The 20713-nt window shown below is 69.2% G+C and carries 26 protein-coding genes; 17 read left to right on the plus strand and 9 right to left on the minus strand.

Annotated elements, in window-relative coordinates:
* Positions 1-62 precede the first annotated feature (62 nt).
* Together tuf and ACFFJD_RS00235 are read left to right on the plus strand one after the other, a co-directional pair.
* Positions 63-1253, plus strand: coding sequence for an elongation factor Tu (tuf, locus tag ACFFJD_RS00230; protein WP_382359132.1), 1191 nt, complete (start codon positions 63-65; stop codon positions 1251-1253).
* A gap of 211 nt (positions 1254-1464) precedes the next feature.
* Positions 1465-1638: a hypothetical protein gene (locus ACFFJD_RS00235; RefSeq protein ID WP_382359135.1), complete on the plus strand. Its 174-nt coding sequence runs from the start codon at positions 1465-1467 to the stop codon at positions 1636-1638.
* A 26-nt stretch (positions 1639-1664) separates the two neighbouring features.
* Here ACFFJD_RS00235 and ACFFJD_RS00240 read toward each other — a convergent pair whose 3' ends face one another.
* Positions 1665-2162, minus strand: a complete 498-nt coding sequence (locus tag ACFFJD_RS00240; protein WP_382359138.1) for a heme-binding beta-barrel domain-containing protein — start codon at positions 2160-2162, stop codon at positions 1665-1667.
* A 10-nt stretch (positions 2163-2172) separates the two neighbouring features.
* Positions 2173-2835: a hypothetical protein gene (locus tag ACFFJD_RS00245; protein ID WP_382359141.1), complete on the minus strand. Its 663-nt coding sequence runs from the start codon at positions 2833-2835 to the stop codon at positions 2173-2175.
* Between the two features lie 167 nt (positions 2836-3002).
* Here ACFFJD_RS00245 and ACFFJD_RS00250 point away from each other — a divergent pair, with 167 nt between their 5' ends.
* Together ACFFJD_RS00250 and ACFFJD_RS00255 are read left to right on the plus strand one after the other, a co-directional pair.
* Positions 3003-3764, plus strand: a complete 762-nt coding sequence (locus ACFFJD_RS00250) for an alpha/beta fold hydrolase (RefSeq protein ID WP_382359144.1) — start codon at positions 3003-3005, stop codon at positions 3762-3764.
* Positions 3765-3820: 56 nt separating this feature from the next.
* Complete coding sequence (locus ACFFJD_RS00255; RefSeq protein ID WP_382359147.1) at positions 3821-4789, plus strand: DUF559 domain-containing protein; 969 nt, start codon at positions 3821-3823, stop codon at positions 4787-4789.
* Positions 4790-4833: 44 nt separating this feature from the next.
* On the opposite strand, the gene ACFFJD_RS00260 is transcribed toward ACFFJD_RS00255, so the two are convergent.
* Positions 4834-5751 (minus strand): oxygenase MpaB family protein, encoded by a 918-nt coding sequence (locus ACFFJD_RS00260; RefSeq protein WP_382359150.1) that lies wholly within the window; start codon positions 5749-5751, stop codon positions 4834-4836.
* Between the two features lie 84 nt (positions 5752-5835).
* Between ACFFJD_RS00260 and ACFFJD_RS00265 the strand changes: the two genes are divergently transcribed.
* From ACFFJD_RS00265 to ACFFJD_RS00305, 9 genes are all read left to right on the plus strand, one after another.
* Complete coding sequence (locus ACFFJD_RS00265; protein ID WP_382359153.1) at positions 5836-6873, plus strand: o-succinylbenzoate synthase; 1038 nt, start codon at positions 5836-5838, stop codon at positions 6871-6873.
* 102 nt (positions 6874-6975) lie between these two features.
* The gene (locus ACFFJD_RS00270) at positions 6976-8316 is read left to right on the plus strand and encodes a cytochrome P450 (protein WP_382359156.1); all 1341 of its coding nucleotides are present in this window, start codon (positions 6976-6978) and stop codon (positions 8314-8316) included.
* Complete coding sequence (locus tag ACFFJD_RS00275) at positions 8316-8906, plus strand: TetR/AcrR family transcriptional regulator (RefSeq protein WP_382359159.1); 591 nt, start codon at positions 8316-8318, stop codon at positions 8904-8906. Before ACFFJD_RS00270 ends, ACFFJD_RS00275 begins: the two co-directional genes overlap by 1 nt.
* 50 nt (positions 8907-8956) lie before the next feature.
* Positions 8957-9829, plus strand: a complete 873-nt coding sequence (locus ACFFJD_RS00280; RefSeq protein WP_382359162.1) for an SDR family oxidoreductase — start codon at positions 8957-8959, stop codon at positions 9827-9829.
* A gap of 30 nt (positions 9830-9859) precedes the next feature.
* Positions 9860-10444, plus strand: a complete 585-nt coding sequence (locus tag ACFFJD_RS00285) for an Rv1363c family protein (protein ID WP_382359165.1) — start codon at positions 9860-9862, stop codon at positions 10442-10444.
* Entirely contained in the window at positions 10441-11016 is a 576-nt protein-coding gene (locus ACFFJD_RS00290) for a hypothetical protein (protein WP_382359168.1), read from the plus strand. Before ACFFJD_RS00285 ends, ACFFJD_RS00290 begins: the two co-directional genes overlap by 4 nt.
* On the plus strand, positions 11013-11624 hold the full coding sequence (locus ACFFJD_RS00295; RefSeq protein WP_382359171.1) for a hypothetical protein: 612 nt from the start codon (positions 11013-11015) through the stop codon (positions 11622-11624). The genes ACFFJD_RS00290 and ACFFJD_RS00295 overlap by 4 nt, the downstream gene beginning before the upstream one ends.
* Positions 11625-11662: 38 nt before the next feature.
* Positions 11663-12139 (plus strand): hypothetical protein, encoded by a 477-nt coding sequence (locus ACFFJD_RS00300; protein WP_382359174.1) that lies wholly within the window; start codon positions 11663-11665, stop codon positions 12137-12139.
* Between the two features lie 26 nt (positions 12140-12165).
* A complete protein-coding gene (locus ACFFJD_RS00305) occupies positions 12166-12564 on the plus strand; it encodes a DoxX family protein (RefSeq protein ID WP_382359177.1) in 399 nt (132 codons plus the stop codon).
* Positions 12565-12577: 13 nt separating this feature from the next.
* Here ACFFJD_RS00305 and ACFFJD_RS00310 read toward each other — a convergent pair whose 3' ends face one another.
* The 5 genes from ACFFJD_RS00310 to mftR form a co-directional block, all read right to left on the minus strand.
* Positions 12578-12874 carry an XRE family transcriptional regulator gene (locus ACFFJD_RS00310; RefSeq protein WP_382359180.1) on the minus strand — a complete coding sequence of 99 codons (297 nt, stop codon included), beginning with the start codon at positions 12872-12874 and terminating at the stop codon, positions 12578-12580.
* A 32-nt stretch (positions 12875-12906) separates the two neighbouring features.
* Positions 12907-13662: a DNA alkylation repair protein gene (locus ACFFJD_RS00315; RefSeq protein ID WP_382359183.1), complete on the minus strand. Its 756-nt coding sequence runs from the start codon at positions 13660-13662 to the stop codon at positions 12907-12909.
* Complete coding sequence (locus tag ACFFJD_RS00320; RefSeq protein WP_382359186.1) at positions 13659-14861, minus strand: NAD(P)/FAD-dependent oxidoreductase; 1203 nt, start codon at positions 14859-14861, stop codon at positions 13659-13661. The genes ACFFJD_RS00315 and ACFFJD_RS00320 overlap by 4 nt, the downstream gene beginning before the upstream one ends.
* Before the next feature lie 3 nt (positions 14862-14864).
* Positions 14865-15923, minus strand: a complete 1059-nt coding sequence (locus tag ACFFJD_RS00325; protein WP_382359189.1) for a 2Fe-2S iron-sulfur cluster-binding protein — start codon at positions 15921-15923, stop codon at positions 14865-14867.
* Between the two features lie 103 nt (positions 15924-16026).
* A complete protein-coding gene (mftR, locus tag ACFFJD_RS00330; protein WP_382359192.1) occupies positions 16027-16629 on the minus strand; it encodes a mycofactocin system transcriptional regulator MftR in 603 nt (200 codons plus the stop codon).
* Positions 16630-16753: 124 nt separating this feature from the next.
* Between mftR and mftA the strand changes: the two genes are divergently transcribed.
* Genes mftA through mftD form a run of 4 tightly spaced genes read left to right on the plus strand, consistent with a single transcriptional unit; the run spans position 16754 to position 19725 of the window.
* Entirely contained in the window at positions 16754-16834 is an 81-nt protein-coding gene (mftA, locus tag ACFFJD_RS00335) for a mycofactocin precursor MftA (protein WP_382359292.1), read from the plus strand.
* Positions 16834-17160 carry a mycofactocin biosynthesis chaperone MftB gene (gene mftB, locus ACFFJD_RS00340; protein WP_382359195.1) on the plus strand — a complete coding sequence of 109 codons (327 nt, stop codon included), beginning with the start codon at positions 16834-16836 and terminating at the stop codon, positions 17158-17160. Before mftA ends, mftB begins: the two co-directional genes overlap by 1 nt.
* A gap of 3 nt (positions 17161-17163) precedes the next feature.
* Entirely contained in the window at positions 17164-18456 is a 1293-nt protein-coding gene (mftC, locus tag ACFFJD_RS00345) for a mycofactocin radical SAM maturase (RefSeq protein WP_382359198.1), read from the plus strand.
* Positions 18457-18507: 51 nt separating this feature from the next.
* Positions 18508-19725, plus strand: coding sequence for a pre-mycofactocin synthase MftD (mftD, locus tag ACFFJD_RS00350; protein WP_382359201.1), 1218 nt, complete (start codon positions 18508-18510; stop codon positions 19723-19725).
* Positions 19726-19813: 88 nt separating this feature from the next.
* On the opposite strand, the gene ACFFJD_RS00355 is transcribed toward mftD, so the two are convergent.
* The gene (locus ACFFJD_RS00355; RefSeq protein ID WP_382359204.1) at positions 19814-20617 is read right to left on the minus strand and encodes a mycofactocin-coupled SDR family oxidoreductase; all 804 of its coding nucleotides are present in this window, start codon (positions 20615-20617) and stop codon (positions 19814-19816) included.
* Positions 20618-20713: the final 96 nt, after the last annotated feature.

Here is a 20713-nt window from a genome sequence, read left to right on the forward strand (position 1 = left end):
ATAAACTGTAAATCCACCTCTGCCGGGATCGCCTCGGCAGACTAGAGTCCAGGAGGACACAAGTGGCGAAGGCGAAGTTCGAGCGGACCAAGCCGCACGTGAACATCGGCACCATCGGTCACGTCGACCACGGCAAGACCACCACGACGGCGGCCATCACCAAGGTGCTGGCTGACCAGTACCCCGACCTGAACGAGAGCTTCGCTTTCGATCAGATCGACAAGGCGCCGGAGGAGAAGGCTCGTGGTATCACGATCAACATCTCCCACGTCGAGTACCAGACCGAGAAGCGTCACTACGCCCACGTCGACGCCCCCGGTCACGCCGACTACATCAAGAACATGATCACCGGTGCCGCCCAGATGGACGGCGCGATCCTGGTCGTGGCGGCTACCGACGGCCCGATGCCGCAGACCCGTGAGCACGTGCTGCTCGCGCGTCAGGTCGGTGTGCCCTACATCCTGGTTGCCCTCAACAAGGCCGACATGGTCGACGATGAGGAAATCATGGAGCTCGTCGAGATGGAGGTCCGCGAACTGCTGGCCGCCCAGGACTTCGACGAGGATGCTCCGGTCGTGCCGATCTCGGCACTGAAGGCGCTCGAGGGTGACCCCAAGTGGGTCGAGTCGGTCCAGAAGCTGATGGCTGCTGTCGACGAGTCGGTGCCGGACCCCGTCCGCGAAACCGAGAAGCCCTTCCTGATGCCCGTCGAGGACGTCTTCACCATCACCGGCCGCGGCACCGTGGTCACCGGTCGTGTGGAGCGCGGCGAGGTCAACGTGAACGAGGAAGTCGAGATCGTGGGTATCCGCGAGGGCTCGACCAAGACCATCGTCACCGGCATCGAGATGTTCCACAAGCTGCTCGACTCGGCACAGGCCGGCGACAACGCCGGTCTGCTGCTGCGCGGCCTCAAGCGTGAGGACGTCGAGCGCGGCCAGGTCATCGTGAAGCCGGGTACGACCACCCCGCACACCGAGTTCGAGGGCCAGGCGTACATCCTGTCGAAGGACGAGGGTGGCCGTCACACCCCGTTCTTCAACAACTACCGTCCGCAGTTCTACTTCCGCACCACGGACGTGACCGGCGTCGTTACCCTCCCCGAGGGCACCGAGATGGTCATGCCGGGCGACAACACGGAGATGCTTGTCAAGCTGATCCAGCCGGTCGCCATGGACGAGGGCCTGCGCTTCGCTATCCGCGAGGGTGGCCGCACCGTCGGTGCCGGCCGCGTCACCAAGATCATCAAGTGATCATTGCTTGAGATCTTGACCGCCTAGGTCGACGTAAACGCCCGCTCCACTTCGGTGGGGCGGGCGTTTCGCATCGCCGGGTGCAACTTCCGGACGCCGGACGGCACCATTGGCGGACTGCTCACCGGGGGCAGCGCAGTTCGGCGGTGCCGGCGCCCTCGGGCCGGGTTGGGTCGCCCGCGGTATCTGCGCCGGCGGTCAACCGTTCAGCGTGAGATTCGACCAGGTTCCGACGGCGGAAGTCGGTGCCGTCGTGCAGTCCGGGTCGGTCACGTGCACGGTGCCTGCCGCCGACACCGTCTCCTGCGATCTGGGGGACCAGGGATTCACGTTGTCGTCGTCGTCGATCACCGCGCGCGGCAACGACGTCACCAACGCTCGCTGACGAGGGCGTTTCGCGTCGGCTCGGCGCTACTGCGCGCGGCGCAGCTCGGCGCGCAGATGATGGGTCATCGGCACGTCGGCGAAGGCCATCCACATGTCATAGGAGAGGGTGTCGCCGGCGACGACGAAGCGGCGCCGGACGGCGTGGACATCCTTGGCATCGTGGGAGGCACCGAGGAGGATCTCCGCGAAGTCGAGGACCCCGTCGGCTTCGGTGGCGCGGTGAATCTCCACGAAGCCGGTGGGCTGGGTGATCAGCAGTTCCACGGCGTCGCCGGTGGGGCGCAGGTAGCCGGTCTCGGTGTGCAGCGGCCGACCATCGTCGCCGGCCCGGGTGCGCGAGCGGTAGAACAGGAACGGTTTGCCGGGTACCGGGGAGAGTTCGATCTCCTCGGTGTAGGTGAAGTCGGCGATCGTCGGATAGTGCCCCTCGCCGGTGCCGCGCCAGGTGCCGGCGAAGGCGGCGAGCGGATCGTCGGACCGGGGGACGGGCTGCGAGCTGCGGGGTTGTTCGGAGTCGGCCATGACCCCGAGGTTAGCGACTGCCGCGGAGGAAGGCCGAGTCCACGGTGTATCGACCCCGTTCGGTGTTTCCGGTGTGATAGTGCAGCAGGTCGGGCCGCCACCACAGGGGCAGGTATTCGGGCACGCGCTCCCAGTGGTTCACTTCCAGATTGGGCCAGCGGGCGCGGGCGCGGTCGAGTTCGATCGTGAACTGGTGCAGGGTGTGCCGCGACCAGCGACCGGTGAGGTGCCCGCTGGTGCTGGTGACCCAGTCGACCGTGTGCTCACGGCCCACCGCCGACATCAGGGCCTCGATCGACTGCCGCAGCACGCGGCGGTCGCCGCGGGCGCGCATGGCGTCGTTGCCGCCCAGTGCGATCACGAAGCAGTTCGCCCCGGCGCGCTTGGCGTGCCCGACCGCCGCGATGCCGCTGCCGTGACGTTTGTCGGTGCCGAAACCGGCGCGGTGCACGGTGCGGCCGCTGGACGTGCTCAGGAAGGAGGGCATACCGCGCCGGTTGAGTTGCTCGGCGATCACCTCGCGCGCGCCGATCCGACGCTCGCTCTTGCTGTCGCCGATCACGGCGACCTTGGTGCAGCGGGTGCGCGCCTCGGCGGGGCCGGTGGCGACGACCGAGAGGAGGGCGGCCAGCAGCGCCGTCACGACGATGGCGGCGGACAGTCGGGTAGTCATCACGTCACTTTCGGAGGAATGTCGGCATTGCCTGCCGACGGCAAAGCCGGAGCGTATCGAATCGTCGGGGGTGTCGTCCGATCGGGTGACGGGCCGCAGCACCGAGTCCGTGGACGACGCCCCGCGCTGTGCTCCTCGCGAGGAATGCCCGCGACTAAGCTGGCGGAGTGCGTGTACTGAGCGGAATCAATCGCGGACCCGACCTGGCGGTGCGGGTCGCCTCCGCTGCCGATCGGGCGGCGGGCCTGCCACCGGTGCTGCTGGTGCACGGGATGGGCGGGGACCACACCACCTGGCGCCGCCTGGAGGGCACGCTCACCGGCGCGGGCCGGGAGGTGATCGCCGTCGACCTCCGCGGACACGGTCGCAGCGGCCGCGCCGACCGGTACCGCCTGAACGACTTCCGCGACGACCTGGCCGCGGTGCTCGACGCCCTCGACGTACCCGCCGTCGACGCGGTGGGGCACTCCCTCGGCGCCCACTCGGTGTTGCGACTGGCGATGGCCCAACCCGAGCGCGTGCGCCGCGCGGTGGTGGAGGAGCCGCCGCCCATGCCCCGCGATGCCGCCGACCTGGCCGAAGCGATCACGCCCACCTCGACGCTGCGCGAACGGGTGCGCGGCCTCGGGGTCCTGCTGGCCGACCCGCGACCCTTCCTCCGGTTCGATCGGAGCATGCCCGAGGTGGTCGGCCTGCAGTTCGAGCAGGCGGATCCGGCGTGGTGGGAGGGGCTGCGCGCGGTGGCCGCACCGACGCTGGTGATCTCCGGCGGCGACCGCAGCTTTCTGCCGCCCCGCCACCTACGCAGTCTGGCGCAGGCGCTGCCCGACGGCGAGTTCGTCACCATCGAGGCCGGTCACAGCGTGCATCGGGAGGCACCCGCCGCATTCGTGGAGTCGGTGGTGGGGCATTTGAGCCGCCCGCGGTAGCTCGGCGACCGTGCTGGGCCCTTCGGGGCGCGGACTCGGCGAGACCGTTGTCTTTGGTGACCTCAGCGCACCAAAGTCAACAGTTTCGAGCGGAGATGGAACCGGGAGGCGCCGCCCCGCGTCTAAACCTCATGGGAGAGACCGGACAGCTGGCGGCGATCCTCGCCGAACAGGACGGGATCGTCACGACCGCGCAGGCCCTTGCGTGCGGCCTCAGCCGGGGCGGGATTCGTGGGCGAGCGGTGCGCGGAGAATGGAAGCGGTTGGCCGCAGGCATCTACCGATCCGCCGAACACGACTATGGCGAGCGAGCGATGGTGCGGGCGGCGGCTCTGGCGCACCGCGGGGTGCTCGATCGGACGACAGCGGCGTGGTGGCACGGGCTCGTGGACACCCTGCCCGAGCCGCTGACCATGTCGGCGGCTCAGGCGGTCCCTGAACAACGGTGGACGGGGTGCGCCGTGGACGTCGTGCGCCGCACCTTCTGCGCGGAGGACCTGACGACGCTTCGTGGGCTCGACCTGACCGCGAAGGACCTGACCGTGGTGGGCGCCGTGGAATTCGATCCGGACCCTTCGCGCCTTCTCGATCGCACACTGCAGCTGGGTCAGGTCACGGTCGACGGACTGCGCGAGGCGGTCAAGCGCTATCCCCGCACGCGGGGCATGTCGACGGCCCGGGCTCTGCTGGCAGTTCTCGACGAAGACACCGAATCGGCGGCGGAGCGCATGTTCGCGCAGCTGCTGCGCGAGGAAGGGATCCGCGGATGGATCGGGCAGCACCCCTTCGAAGGCTGGCGGCTCGACTTTGCGTGGCCCGAGTGGAAAGTGGCCGTCGAGATCGACGGTTGGGCGTTCCACTGCGACCCGAAAGCGTTCCGCCGGGATGCGCGCAAGAGGAATGCGTTGATCCGGGCGGGCTGGCTACCGCTGAGCTTCACCTGGCACGACCTGACCGAAGACCGGATCGGCGTTGCCGAGACGGTGGTCTCGCTGCTGCGCACTCGTGCGCTCATGCCGGGCTGAAACCGTTGCCGCTTCTGGTAGCCGGCCGTGCGCCGACGCCGAGGTCAGGACTTATTGTGCAGCGGCCGCGGATCGACGCCGGTGCGCATCCACCCCTCGTAGGCCCACGGCACGTACAGCATGCGCACCGGCAGTCGGTTGATCACCGGGTTCGCCGCGCGCATGACGGCGGCGAACCGGTCGTAGCGGCGCTGCTTGCGGGCATCCCACGGCAGGTCGCACACCTGGCGCATCTCGGGCGGGAGGGTGCCGACGATGACGGTGCGCAGGATGCCGTTGAGGGGCGCCGCGGCGAGGCGCCACAGCGGTGCGGGCATCCAGCGCGGACCCGGCACACCCTGCCGCAGGTAGCCGGTGGCGTAGACGATGGTGCGGGTGGGTACGAACTTCTCGCACATCGACTGCCAGTACTCGCAGAACTCCTCGTAGGTCTGCGGCTGGCTGCGCGGACTCACCCCGTACAGCTGGTACCAGACCTTGCTCTCCTCGAAGATCTGCACCTTCTCCTCGTACGACAGGCGCCGGATGAAGGTGTCGGTGATGGTCAGTACCTGATCGACGAAGGTCGCGTGCGCCCAGTAGAACAGTTCCGGATTGAGCGCGTGATAGCGCGAGCCGTCGGCGACGGTGCCCTTGATGTCGCGATGGAAGTCGCGCACGCGGCGGCCCCAGCGCTGCGGCTGATCGGAGTAGACGGTGCGCATCACCGGGGGGCCGGTGCGCCGGGCGCGCCCGATGAAGTCGTTGAAGATGATCGAGTGGTCCTCGACGCCCTGGGCCAGCTGTTCGATGCAGTTCTCCGTGCCGGCCAGCCGTTGGAAACCGAGAATCATCCGCACATCGCCGGCGTACTTCCAGAGCAGGGAATCGGCACCGAGGCGCAGGGGGAGCGCATCGAGGTCCGCGTCGTCGAGAATGCTGGGCTCGGCCTCGCGGACTCGGGCGGAGAAGTCGGTCGTCATGGGAACAGCGTAACCCCGCATTGACACAAAATAAAGAGTTTGTTTCTAACGGGGAGGGGTGGGTGCGGCAGTAGGCTCGGGGGCATGGTCTATCAGCCGGGCAGCAACAACCCGTTCGCGATTCCGAGCAAGCATGGCGAGATGCCCACCTTCGTGGTGCGGGCGAGCAAGCCGCAACTGCCGCCGGTGGATCTGATCCTGGAGAACGCGCACGTGGTGTCGTTGCCGATGCGCACGCGCTTTCGCGGGATCACCGTGCGCGAGGCGATGATCTTCCGCGGACTCAAGGGGTGGGGCGAGTTCGCGCCGTTCGTCGAGTACGACGATGTGGAGGCGGCGAATTGGCTCGCCGCCGGCATCGAGGCGGCCTGGCAGGGGCCGCCGCCCGCCGTGCGCGACGCGGTGCCGGTCAACGCCACCGTGCCCGCCGTGCCCGCCGACGAGGTCGCCGAGATCGTGGCGCGTTTCCCCGGGGCGACGACGGCCAAGGTGAAGGTGGCCGAGGCGGGTCAGAGTCTGCACGACGACGTCGAGCGGGTCGCCGCCGTCCGGGAGCTGGTGCCACGGGTGCGGATCGACGCGAACGGCGCCTGGGACGTGCCCACCGCGATCGAGGCGATCGAGGCGATCGGCGACGTGGAGTACGTGGAGCAGCCGTGCGCGACCATTCCCGAACTGGCGGCCGTGCGCCGCGTGGTGAACGTGCCGATCGCGGCCGACGAGTCGATCCGCCGCGCCGACGACCCGCTCCTGGTGGTGCGGGCCGACGCCGCCGACATCGCGGTGCTGAAGGTGGCCCCGCTCGGTGGCATGCGGAAGGTGCTGGCGCTCAACGCCTCGCTGCGGATGGACGTGGTGATCTCCAGCGCGCTGGACACCGCGGTCGGCATGGCGGCCTCGGTGTCGACGGCGGCCGCGCTGCCGGTGCTCGAGCATGCCTGCGGACTGGGTACCGGCGCCTTGTTCGAGCGCGACGTCGCGCCGTCGTTCGTCCCGCGCGGCGGGGTGGTCGGTCCGCGGCTGGTGACCCCGGACGACGAGCTCCCGCTCGCCTCGCCGGAGCGGGCCGCCTGGTGGGAGGCGCGACTGCGCCGTTGCCACGCCATTCTCATGGCGCGCTGACCGCGCGGCCGACTTTTGTCGGCACCGACACTAGAAACAAAAGCATTTATCTGTTCCAATGGAGTGAGTTGCCGCACAGCGGCGCCGACTTCAGGAGGAACCATGGCCTTCCCACTGCTCGCTCAGCCCGCGGCAGGCAGCGATCTGCGTCCCGTTCCGGTCAGTGAACGCAACGGTGTGCTCGAGATCCTCACGATGCGCCGCGATCCTTTCGACTTCTCCGAGAAACGGCTCCAGCAGTACGGCGAGGTCTTCGCCATGAACGCGCTGGGCGTGCGAATCGTCACGGCGCACGGTGCCGAGGCGGCCAGTGAGATCCTGATGAACAAGGACCGCGCCTTCGCCAACGCCCCGGCGTGGAGCTACTTCATCGGCCCGTTCTTCAACCGCGGCATCATGCTCCTGGACTTCGACGAGCACCGGCATCATCGGCACATCCTGCAGCAGGCCTTCGCGCCGAAGGTGCTCAAGGGGTACTTCGACGAGATGCAGCCGGTGATCATCGATCGCGTCTCCAAGTTCCCCGAAGGTCGGGTCAAGCTCTTCGAAGAGTTCAAGGAGCTCACCCTCGACATCGCGCTGGAGATCTTCCTCGGCCTGGAGCTGAGCAAGCCCGAAGCCGACCGCCTCAACAAGGCCTTCATCGAGACCGTCCGGGCCGGGGTGGCCCTGGTGCGCAAGCCGGTTCCCGGCGGCCGCTGGTGGAAGGGCCTGCGCTCGCGCAAGATCCTGGAGGATTTCTTCTACAAGCACATCCCGGCCAAGCGGGCCACGGCGACGCCCGACCTGTTCTCGGTGCTCTGCCACGCCGAGAGCGACGACGGCGACACGTTCACCGACGAGGACGTGGTGAACCACATGATCTTCGTGTTGATGGCCGCGCACGACACCACCACCATCACCATGACCCAGATGGCCTACCGGATGGCCGAACACCCCGAGTGGCAGGCGCGGGCGCGGGCGCAGTCGATGGCGCTGAACGCGGAACTGACCTACGACGACCTGGCCGGGATGACCGTGATCGACGGCGTCATGAAGGAATCGCTCCGCCTCTGCCCGCCGGTGCCCGCCCAGCCGCGCATGGCGATCAAGGACACCCAGGTCAACGGATTCTTCATCCCCAGCGGCACCATGGTCACCATCCCGCAGCTGGCCAATCATCGGGACCCGCAGTACTTCTCCGAGCCCGACGTCTTCGACCCGACCCGCTTCGAGCCCGACCGCGCGGAGGACAAGGGGCACCGGATGGCGTGGATGCCCTTCGGCGGCGGCGTGCACAAGTGCATCGGCCTGTACTTCGGGCAGATGGAGATCAAGACCATCATGCACAACCTGCTGCGTGACTACGAGTGGTCGGTGCCTGCGGGCTACCGTCTTCCCATGGACTACAGCGCGCTGCCGGTGCCGAAAGACAAGCTGCCCGTCACCCTGGTTCGACGCTGATGGCCGCACCGCGCAAGGCCCGCGTCACGGCGTCCCCCCAGGAGCAGGAAGCCGCGATTCTGGCGGCCGCCGCTCAGGAGTTCACCGAGGCCGGAGTGCGTTCGGCGAACATGGACCGGGTGGCCAAGGCCGCAGGCGTGAGCCGGTCGACCCTGTACCGGCGCTTCCCAAACAAGGACAATCTGCTGATCGCGCTGGCCAATGCGACCTTCGAGCGGGGCATGGGCGAGTTGGAGCGGGCCGTGGAGGGGCGCTCGCCTGCGGAGGCCGTCGTCGAGGCGTTCGCCACCGGCGCGACGATGATCGACACCGATCCGCTGCTGCACCGCATGGTGATCGAGGACGCCGAGATCCGCGGCCTCACGGCGTCGATCAGCTCGCTGTTCATCGACATGGTGACCGCGCGCGTCGCCGGCGCGCTGCGCAAATGCGGTGCGACGATGCCCGAGGACCTGCTGCGGCGGGCCGTGGACATCCATGTCCGCCTGGTGATCTCGTTCCTGGAGGTCCCGGCCTCCGACGACTCGCTGCGTACGCCGGAGTCGGTGCGCAGTTTCGCCACCACCTTCCTGGCGCCCATGGTCTATTGACCGACGCCGTCTCCCGCTCTCGATCGCCTCAACCTCTCGGAAGGCCGCGCATGCTGTCCTCGTTCCTGACCTCTCGCCGCGCCCGGGCCGACCGCCGCCGCACCGACGTACGGGAAGCCTTGGCGGGCAAGGTGGTCGCGGTGACCGGCGGCGCCCGCGGTATCGGCCTGGAGACCGCCACCCAACTGCTGGCGGCCGGGGCGCGCGTGGTGCTCGGGGACATCGACGCCGACGCGGTGGGCAAAGCGGCCGCCGATCTGGGCGTGGAGGGCATCGCGCTGGACGTGACCGACGCCGCCTCCTTCGCCGCCTTCCTCGACGAGATCGAGCGGCGGGTCGGGCCGATCGACGTGCTGGTCAACAACGCCGGGATCATGCCGGTCGGGTCGTTTCTGGACTACAGCGAGGCGCTGATCCGGCGCACCGTGGAGATCGACCTGGTGGGCGTGATGCTCGGCAGCCAGGCGGCGGCGCGCCGGATGGTCGACGGCCCCGGCGGCCAGATCGTCAACATCTCCTCGGTCGCCGGTCGGCTGCCCAACCCCGGCCTCACCGTGTACAACGGGGCCAAGGCGGCCGTCATCGAGTTCTCCGAGGCCCTCGACGCCGAACTCGCGCCGCGCGGCGTGCGCGTGAGCACCGTGCTGCCGACGTTCACCGAGACCGGACTGATCGACGGTCTGCAGACCAACGCCCTGGTGACCACCGTGCGACCGGAGCAGGTGGCCGCCGAGGTGGTGCGGGTGATCGCCCATCCGCGGGTCCGCGTCACCGCGCCGCGATTCATGGGCTGGGTGGGGGTCAACACGATCTTGCCGCACCCCCTCAAGCAGGCGATGCGACGACTGACCAAGACCGACAGCATCTTCCTGCACCCCGACCCCACGGCCCGCTCGGACTACAACTCGCGCATCGGTCAATAGGCCGCCCCGCCCGCCGCGTAGGGTCGAGCCGTGGTGACAGGTGCGGATCCGGCGGTGGCGCGATGGCGGTCGGCGCGCGCTGCGCGCAAGCAGGCGGCCGCGCGCCTGGCCGAGGCCGAAGTGGATGCCGGTCTGCGACAGGGTCTTTCGCGATCCGTGCGGCTCACTCTCGCGGTCGTCGCCGTGCTCGCGGTGCTGGTCGCCGGTGTCACGGTGTGGCAGGCCACGGCCCGGGAGCGGTCCTACAGCGACGCCGACCTGATCGACGCGGCCACCTCGCGGGTGGAACTGCTGCTCACCGCCGACGCCGACGACACCGATCGGGCCCGCCAGATTCTGGCCGGGGCCACCGGCGACTTCCACGACCAGTTCGCGCAGTCCGCGCAGGCCTACACCGAGTTCGTGCAGGAGCAGGGCAGCAACGGTCGGGCGCGCATCGACGGCGCGGGTCTGGTGGGCCGCAGCGGTGATGTCGGCGTGGTCCTGATCGCCGCGGCAGTCGCGGTGAAGGGTGCCGCCGGCGAGGGGGAGAAGCGTCGACAGCTGCGTCTGCGGGTCGTCGTCGAGCCCGAGGACGGCCGACTCAAACTGTCGGGGGTGGCCTTCCTGCCATGACGGACAAGACCAGAACCGGCAAGACCGGAACCGACAAGACCGGGACCGAGAAGCCCTCGCGCACCGCGGCCGTGGTCGATCGCCTCGAGGCGCCGATGCGTCGGCGCGACTGGTGGCGGCACGGGCTCATCGTGCTGCTGCTGTTCGCGATCGCCGCCACCGCCTTCGGCGTGGTCGACGCCCGACGCGCACCGGTGGCCGCGCGCGCGGCCACCACCGTCGAACTCAATGAGCAGGCCGGTCGTATCCTCGCCGAGGTGTTCTCCGCGCGTGCGGTCAGCTGGGAACAGGACCGCGCGCATGCGCGGACCCTGGTGACGCCGACGCTGGCCGCGTCGGTGGCGACCGCCTTCGCCGCGTCACCGCCCACCGGCACCCGCTCGGTCCGGTGGGAGCCGCTGCAGGTGGGGGTGGTCGACGCGCAGGAGGACTCCGGGACCGCGGTGGTGGTGGTCAACGTGATCGTGACGCCCGAGCAGGGTGAGCCGACGGTGCGCACCAAGTCGGTGAACGCCGAGTACCGGCGCTCGGGGGACCGCTGGTTGTTGAACGGAGTGGACGAGCTGCAGTGACGGCGACCAAGGAACAGAGCAAGCGGCTCGGCGCCGCCCAGGAGGCCTACCGCGCCGCCGAACGAGCCGAGCGGGAAGCACGCATCGCCGCCGCTCCCGGGCTGCGGCGGCTGGCGCGACGGCGACGCGCCGGGCTGCGACTGCTGATGGTCGCGGCCCTGGCAGTGGCCGTCGTCCTGGTCGCGGCGACGGTGTGGGCCTCCAACGACAGGGTGTCCGCGCAGCGGCAGTTAGACCGCGACGCCGCCGCGCGAGCGGCGGCGACCGAGAGTATCGAGACGATGCTCTCCGCCGATCCGGCCGCACCGGCCGACTATGTGCAGCGCGTGCTGGCGATCAGCACCGGTGCGCAGCACGAACGGCTCTCGGCGGCCCAAGACGATCTGCGCGCCGCCGTGGCCGGCCTGGGGGCGCCCAGCACCGGCCGGGTGATCTCTGCCGGTGTGCAGGCCGGCGCCGGGGAACCGGTCGCCGTGCTGGTGGTGGCGCAGGCCACCGAGCCCGAACTGGTCGGCGGTGCGCCGGGGACCGACCGTGTCGCGGTGCGGGTCCTGATGCGCCACACCGGTGACCGGTGGTTGGTGCAAGACACCGAGCGGGCCTCATGATCGGCACACGCCTTTCCGTCCCCGCCGATCGTCGGTTCGTGACGATCTGGGCCGCGGTGACGAGTCTCGCGGTGATCGTGGCAGTGGTCGCCGGGGTCCTCGCGTGGCGCGGCGGCACGGTCGACGACGAGGCCGCGGCGCCGGTTCGGCAGGCGACCGCGATCGCCGTCACCGATCTGATGACCTTCGCACCCGGCGACACTGCGGCCGACCGGGAGCGCGTCGCCGACCGGCTCACCGGGGCGCTCGCCGCCGACTACCTGTCGCGCGGGCCCGACGTGGTCTTCCCCGGCGCGACGGCCTCGCGGCTGGTCATGTCGTCGATGGTGCTCGACGTGGGCGTCGCCGAACGCACACCGGCGCGGGCGCGGGTCCTGGTGTTCGTCGATCAGACGATCTCCGTGCAGGGCAGCACCGTGCAGCCGGAACGGATCGGCGTGGCGCGCTGGGCGACGATGACCGAGACCGACGGCCGCTGGCTGCTGGCCCGGCTCGAACCGGTGTCCCCGCAATAGGGGCGCACGCCAGTAGACTGCGGCGCATGATGATCGATCGGATGGCGAAGGCGTTGTCGGGGCTACTGATGTTCATGGGCGTGCTGCATTTCGTGGCGCCCAAGCCGTTCGACGCGATCATCCCGAAGGAGCTTCCGGGCGATCCGCGGACGCTGACCTACGCCTCCGGCGCCGCCGAGATCGGGATCGGTGCCGCCCTGCTGCCGACCAGGACGCGGCGCGGTGCCGCCGCGGCGGCCGCCGCCCTGATGGTCGCGGTGTTCCCGGCCAACCTCAACACGGTGCGCCTGGCCGTCGACGCCGGTCCCGCGATCAAGACCGTGGCCTGGGCGCGGCTGCCGCTGCAGCTCCCGCTGATCGGCGTCGCGCTCGCGATCTGGCGCAAGAGCCCCGCTGCTCGCACGAGCACCGATACCGACGCCTGACCGTCGGGTCGGGTCAGGCGTCGTCGACGCCGACGGGTCCGCCCTCGCCCTCCCAGGTGTCCAGGCGCCGCACCCCGGTCTGCGTGAACTTGCGGCGCACGCCCACGCCGCCCACCTCGTCCTCGGCGATGAACAGGACGCCGTAGTGGATCAGGGCGTCGGCCACGGCCTGGATCTGCTCCTCGGTGAGCGCGTCGCCGCCCTTCTCGTAGCTGCGGAGCTCGTCGGTCTCGATCCCCGCGTGGCGGGCGACGGTCCGCGCCGACACCCGGGACAGGTGACGTGCCGCGCGGGCCAGAGAACCATCCATGTGAAAGTCGATGTGGGACATACCCCACTGTCTCACTTGGGCGCGCAAAGCGCTCGGTATAGCGTCCGCTGATCGGCGGAGAGGTGCTCGGTCGCGTAGCTCAGCGCGGTCCGGCCCATCGCGTGGGCGTGGGCATCCAGGTAGTCCAGGAGCAGCTGCCGATCGACGCGCTTGCCGAGCTCGCGCAGCATCCACCCGAAGGCCTTCTGAATCAGATCCCGACGGTCGTCGATCACCAGCGGGGCCACGTCCAGAATCGCCCGCGGCTGCCCGGCCTTGAGGAAGGCGAAGGTGCCGAGGAGGCCGACGCGGCGCTCCCACAGGTCTGCCGAGCCAGCCCAGGTCAACAGTTCGCGGTGGTCACCCCGCTCCAGGAGCCACCCGCCGAGGATCGGGTCGGCGGACAGGTCGACCAGATCCCAGTTGTTGACCCGACCACGCGCGACGGCGGCGCGGTAGCGCTGCACCCAGTCGGCGCGCGCCTCCGCGTCGGCCTTCGCGAAGTTCGCGGTGGCCACGAACAGTGCGAGCTGGCGCACCTCGTGCACGGGACTGTCCAGCAGCGTGTCCACCACGTCCGGTGGCAGGCCGCGCAGCGAGCGCGCGAGCGCGCGCAGGGTCGGCACGCGCACCCCGACGAACTCGTCGCCCTCGCCGTACTGTCCGGGGCCGGTCTTGAAGAACCGACGCTGCCCGTCGGCCCGCGCCGGGTCGCCGAGCGCGGCCACCGCGGCCGCGATCTCGGCGGCCGACGACGCGGCACTGCACGGCGCGCCGGGCCCGCTCACTGCGCGTCGAGCAGCTCGGCGATCGGGGTCTCGGTGAGCAGATGCGGCCGGGTCTTCATCAGCTTGCCGACGCGACCCGCGCCCACCACACCGGTGAGCAGGCCGTCGCGGCTGTAGTAGGCCAGGAACTTGCGGCCGTCGTCGTCGACCACGTGCACCTGGTCGTCCGGGCGCGGGGCGCCGAGCAACTGGACCTTGAGGTCGTACTGGTCGCTCCAGAAGTATGGCACGGTCGGCGCGGGCAGCGCGTGCTCTTCGATCTCGGCGGCCACGGTGACGGCCTGCTCGACCGTGTGGTTCCAGTGCTCCACCCGGTGCCGGCGGCCGTGCGCGTCCGCCCAGTTCGCGGCGTCGCCGATGGCGAAGACGCCCGGCGCGCTGGTATGCCCCAGGTGATCGCAGGCGATACCGCCGCCGGTGGACCGGTCGGCGAGCTCGATGCCGGACCCCTCCAGGTAGGTCAGGTCGGGGTAGCCGCCGATGCCGACCACCACGAGGTCGGCGTCGAGCACGGTGCCGTCGTCGAGTTCCACCGCCGACACCCGGCCGTCGGTGCCGCACAGGCGCGTGACACCGACCCCGGTGCGCAGGTTCACCCCGGCCTCGGTGTGCAGGCGTGCGACGAACCCGCCGATCACCGGGCCGAGTGCGCCGGCCAGCGGCGTCTGCGCCGGTTCGACCACCGTCACCGTGAGTCCCAGCTTGGTCAGGCTCGCGGCCGCCTCGCAGCCGATGAAGCCCGCGCCGATCACGACGGCGGTGCGGACGCCGTCGACGTCCTCACGCAGCGCCACGGCGTCGTCGAAGGTGCGGATCACGTGCACGCCGGACAGGTCGGCGCCCTCGCCCGGGAAACGCCGCGGACTCAGGCCGGTGGCGAGCACCAGGGTGCCGTACGGAACCTCCGAGCGCTGTCCGCCGGTCTCCACCGTGACGTGCCGGGCGGCGGTGTCCACCGCCACAACGCGAGACGACAGCCGCAGCTCGATCCCGGCGTCGGTGTAGAACTCCGACGGCTTGAGATCGACCCGGTCGGCGGCGTCGGTCAGCGTGCTCTTGGACAGGGGCGGGCGGTCGTAGGGCGGGTGCGCCTCGGCGGAGATGATGGTGATGGGTGCGGCGAACTCGTTGCCGCGCAGGTTCTCCGCGAGCCGGGAAGCGCCGAGGCCACCGCCGACGATGACTACCGAATCGGTCATGGATCAGAACTCGACGGAGAGCTGGTCGCTGGTGGGGCGGGCCTGGCAGCCCAGGATGTAGCCGTCGGCGATGTCATCGGGGTCGAGCGCGCCCGAATTCTCCATCTCGACGGTGCCCTCGGTCAGCGTGCACGCGCACGAACCGCACTCGCCCTCTTGGCACGAGTAGGGCGCGTCGAGACCGGCGGCCAACATCACGTCCACCAGGGTGCGCGAGCGCGGCCACTTGAGCACGTGCGTCTCGCCGTCCAGTTCCACCTCGACCTCGGCGGCGGCCGCGGCCTCCTCGTCGCTGATCTCCTCGAGCTCGATGTCGACGAAGGGGTCGCCGGAGAGCGAGTTGTAGACCTCGGTGTGCACGTTGTGGTGATCGAACTTGGCCTTGGCCAAACCGTCGTGCACCGCGTCCATGAACGGGCCTGGGCCGCAGATGTAGGCGCTGTGCGTCGGGGCCATCGGCTTGAAGACGGTGGCCAGCATCTTGGCCGAAGGGAGGCCCTGCAGCGACTCGAGCCAGTGCATCACGGTGAGCCGGCCCGGGTGGGCGGCGGTCAGTTCGCGGAGCTCGGCCGCGAAGATCACGTCATTCTCGCCGCGATTGGCGTAGAAGAACGTGATGGGTCCGGTGCCCTTGGCCAGCGCGGTCTTGAGAATCGACATCACCGGGGTCACGCCGGATCCTGCCGCGATCAGCAGCAGCGGGGTGTGGATGTTGGCCGGGGTGAACACGCCCGACGGCGGCAGCGACTCGATCTGCACGCCGGCGGCGAGGTTGTCGCAGATCCAGTTGGAGCCGTAACCGTCGGCGGTGCGCTTGACGGTGACCTTGGGCAGCTCGTGCGAACCCGGCGCCGAGGACAGCGAGTAGCAGCGCGCCACCGAGCCCGTCTGATCGCTCGGGATGCGCAGCGTCAGGAACTGACCGGCCTCGTAGTCGGTGAATTTGTCCGCGTGGGCCTCGGGCACCTGGAAGACGATGCTGCGGGCGTCGGGCGTCTCGTCGATCACCTCGGCGACCGTCAGAATCGCACTGCGGGCGGAGTGCGGCGTCAGATCCGTCATCGTGGGACTCTCTGTGGAATCGGCCCGACGGCATCGCCGGGAAAACTAGAACAGGTTCTACTGCAGAATATCAGGGCTTCGGCGCGAGTCTAGTTCGCGCTCGTCACACGGCGTCTGTGGCGTCGGGCCCGGTCGCCGGCAGGCCGTGGGTCACCACGGTGCAGCCCTCGTTCAGCAGGGCCAACAGGTCGGTGTTCGGGTCGGACAGCCACTGCTCGTAGGCGGCCAGGCTGGCCCCCAGCAGCTGCCACGCGATGGTCTGCGGCAAGTGCGCGCCGGCGGGCAGGTCCAGTTGTTCGGCCACGTGCTCGGCGACGATCTGCCGCCACTCGCCGTACATCAGCATCGAGTGGGCCTGCAGGGCGGGCACCTCCAGTAGTAGGCGCATGCGGCGCCGGTGGTGCTCGTGTTCCACCTCCGGGACCTCGTTGAATGCGATCAGGGCCAGGCGCAGGCCTTCGCCAAGGGGCTGGTCGGGGTGTGCGCGCAGCTGGTCGCGCATCTTGGCCAGGTGTCCGTCGAAGTCGCCCCACGGGATGGAGTTCTTGGAGGGGAAGTAGCGGAACAGGGTGCGCCGGGCGATGCCGGCCGCGGCCGCGATGTCGTCGACGTTGGTTTCGTCGAAGCCCTGCTCGGTGAACAGGTCGATAGCGAGGGTGCTCAACTCGGCACGTGTGGTCGATTGTGGTCGCCCGGCGCGCGTCATCGCTCTCACTTTCTGCTCCCGCGGTGCCCGTCGCGGTCGGATGGGCCGCGGGTCTTGATTTTGCACCCGGTGCCATTATAGTGTGTCGTGAACCACAAAGAAACTCGAAGGAGGTTGGTTCGATATGACCGACGACACTCAGGAACTCGTCACTGAATCGCTGGTGGAGGAAGTCTCCATCGACGGGATGTGCGGCGTCTACTGATGACCACCGCGTCGACAAGTGCTTCCGGTGACCTCGCGGTCACCGGAAGCACGTCCTTCTCTCTCGCACTGCCCTGGCGGCTCAATCCGTCGGTGGCCCTGCGGCCCGAACCGTTCGGTGCCCTGCTGTATCACTTCGGGACGCGCAAGCTGTCCTTCCTCAAGAACCTCGTCGTCGTCGACCTGGTGCAGTCGCTGGCCGATCAGCCCAGCGCGGAGGCGGCGCTGATCGCCGCCGGTATCGCCGACGCCGACCGCCCCATGTATGTGCAGGCGCTGACCGCGCTCGCCGACTCGGGCATGATCACCGCCCGCGACCAGGAGTGACCCATGACCACCCTTGAACCCCGGATCGACGATCTGCCGTCGACCACCCCGCGCCTGGATCTGCCGACTTCTGTCGCGGCGCCCCCGAAGGTGGGGCGTCTGGTGGACCAGTTCGAACGCGGGCTGGACGCCCCGATCTGTCTCACCTGGGAGCTGACCTACGCCTGCAACCTCGCGTGCGTGCACTGCCTGTCCAGTTCGGGCAAGCGCGATCCGCGCGAGCTGAGCACCGAGCAGTGCAAGGCGATCATCGACGAGCTGCAGCGCATGCAGGTGTTCTACGTGAACATCGGCGGCGGTGAGCCCACCGTGCGCCCGGACTTCTGGGAGCTCGTGGACTACGCCGTGGACCACCAGGTGGGCGTCAAGTTCTCCACCAACGGTCTGCGCATCAGCCCCGAGGTGGCCCAGCGACTGGCTGCCACCGATTACGTGGACGTGCAGATCTCGCTCGACGGCGCGACCGCCGAGGTGAACGACGCCGTGCGCGGCCCCGGCTCCTTCGACATGGCCGTGCGCGCGCTGCAGAACCTGTCCGATGCGGGCTTCGCCGACGCCAAGATCAGCGTCGTGGTGACCCGGCAGAACGTGACCCAGCTCGATGAGTTCAAGGCGTTGGCCGACCGCTTCGGCGCCACACTGCGCATCACGCGCCTGCGTCCGTCCGGTCGCGGCGCCGACGTCTGGGACGATCTGCACCCGCTGCCCGAGCAGCAGCGCGACCTGTATGACTGGCTGGTCGAGCACGGCGACCGGGTGCTCACCGGTGACTCGTTCTTCCACCTGGCGGCCTTCAGTGAGGGCGGCGGCAGCGGCCTGCCGGGCCTGAACCTGTGCGGCGCCGGACGCGTGGTCTGCCTCATCGACCCGGTCGGCGACGTCTACGCGTGCCCGTTCGCCATCCACGAGAACTTCCTGGCCGGCAATATCACCACCGACGGCGGCTTCCAGGAGATCTGGCAGCGCAGCGATCTGTTCACCGAACTGCGCGAGCCGCAGAGCGCCGGTGCGTGCAGCTCGTGTGCGCATTTCGATGCGTGCCGAGGCGGCTGCATGGCGGCCAAGTTCTTCACCGGCTTGCCGCTGGACGGCCCCGACCCGGAGTGCGTGCAGGGCTACGGGGAGACGCTGCTGGCCGGTGAGCGTTCCAAGCCCACCGCGAACAAGGACCACTCCCGCGGTGTGCCGCTGACGCTGATGACCCGCCCGCCCTCGCGCGACTGCGACGAGAATCCGCTGGCCGGGTTCATGCCGACCACGGCCACCGGCTGCTCGTCGTCCTCCTGCTGCTCCTGATTCCAGCGGTCGGCAGCCTTTTCACCATTTCTATTGATCGAGAGTTCAGACATGTCCAAATTCGCTGAGTTGGCGGAGAAGAATCCGTGGCGGCGCAACCCCTGGTTCGAGACCGTGGGCGAAGCCCAGCGGCGCGCCAAGAAGCGCCTGCCGAAGACCATTTACTCGTCGCTGGTGGCCGGCACCCAGGCGGGCATCACCGTCACTGACAACGTCGACGCCTTCGGCGAGCTCGGTTTCGCACCGCACGTCATCGGCGCCACCCCGGAGCGGAACCTGAGTACCACTGTGATGGGGCAGCACCTGCCGTTCCCGGTGATGATCAGCCCGACCGGCGTCCAGGCTGTGAACCCGGACGGCGAGGTGGCGGTGGCCCGTGCGGCGGCGGCCCGCGGCACCGCGATGGGGCTGTCCAGCTTCGCCTCCAAGCCGGTCGAGGAAGTCACCGCCGTCAACGACAAGGTGTTCTTCCAGATCTACTGGCTCGGCAGCCGCGAGGACATCCTGGCGCGCGCCAACCGCGCCCGCGAGGCCGGCTGCAAGGGTCTGATCGTCACCACCGACTGGGTGTTCAACGTCGGCCGCGACTGGGGCAGCCCGGAGATCCCGGAGAAGGTCGACTTCAACGCCGTCGCCAAGCTGGCCCCGGAGATGATCACCAAGCCGCGCTTCGCGATGAGCTGGTTCCGCGACGGCAAGCTGCACATTCCGGACCTGAGCGCCCCGAACATCGCCCACAAGGGCGAGCCCGGCCCCACCTTCTTCAACGTGTACGGCCAGTGGATGAACACCCCGCCGCCCACCTGGGAGGACCTGCAGTGGCTGCGCGAGCAGTGGGACGGCGAGTTCATGGTCAAGGGCATCACCCGTATCGACGACGCCAAGCGTGCCGTCGACATCGGCGCCACCGCCATCTCGGTGTCCAACCACGGTGGCAACAACCTCGATGGCACCCCGGCGACGATCCGGGTTCTCGGCCCGATCGCCGACGCGGTGGGCAAGGATCTCGACGTCCTCCTGGACGGCGGAATCCGCCGCGGCAGCGACGTGACCAAGGCGCTGGCGCTGGGCGCCAAGGCCGTGATGATCGGTCGCGCGTACCTGTGGGGCCTGGCCGCCAACGGGCAGACCGGCGTGGAGAACGTCCTGGATCTGCTGCAGATGGGGCTGGACTCGTCGCTGATGGGGCTGGGCAAGTCCGACGTCGCCGATTTGAGCCGCGACGACCTGATCATCCCGGAAGGCTTCGAGCAGACCTTCGGCGCCTGACACCGGGACGCCAGCACTGAGCCCGCCCTCCTCGCGACGAGGAGGGCGGGCTCAGTTGTTGCCGGTCGCGGAGGCGAGACCGGGAGGGTCAGACCTTGGAGTGGCCCATGTCGATCTGGAACTCGGCGCCGGTGACGGCCTTGGCCGTGGCCAGGTAGAAGACGGCGTCGGTGAGGTCGTCGAGCGAGGCCACCGGGTAGTGACCCAGCAGCGACGGGAAGTGCATGCCCCACTCCTCGAACGCCTTCAGCGCCGACGTGTCGGCCAGGCCCATCTGCGTGTTCACCGCGTACGGGTGCACGGTGTTGACGCGAATCCGCTGGGGGCCCAGTTCCTTCGCCGCGGTCTGCGCGAGACCGCGCAGGCCGAACTTGGAGGCCGAGTACGACGCCTGCGCGGGCATCGCCTTGAGGCCGGCCACCGAACTCATGATGGTGATGGAGCCGCCGGTGTCGCCGTTCTTGAGCAGGTGCGGGATGGCGGCCTTAAGGGTCTTCCAGGTGCCGACGAGGTTCACGTCGACCACGTCGGTGAACTGGTCCTCGGTGAGTTCCCAGGTGAGGCCCCAGGTGAGGATGCCTGCGTTGGCCACCACATGGTCGAGTCGGCCGAACCGCTCGACGCCCTCGTTGAGCAGGTCCACCTGCGCGGCGAGATCGCGGACGTCGCCCTGGCGCGCCAGGATCTGGCCACCCTCGGCCTCCACCAGTGCGATGGTCTCGGTCAGGTCGTCGGCCGTGGCCGGCGGATACGTGGCGTGGTCGACGACCGGCCCCGCCATGTCGATGCCGATGATCGACGCACCCTCGCGTGCGAAACGAATCGCGTGATTACGGCCCTGTCCACGTGCGATACCGCTGATGTAGACGACCTGGCCCTCGAACTGTCCCATGACACCCTCTCCGCTGAATTTGGGGAAACTGTAACACGTTCTAATTGGCGGTCGTGCGTGCCCGAAGTCGGTGCCCATCGGCCGTTTCGCGGAGAG

Source organism: Gordonia phosphorivorans (assembly GCF_042432625.1).
GTDB classification, from domain to species: Bacteria; Actinomycetota; Actinomycetes; order Mycobacteriales; family Mycobacteriaceae; genus Gordonia; species Gordonia phosphorivorans.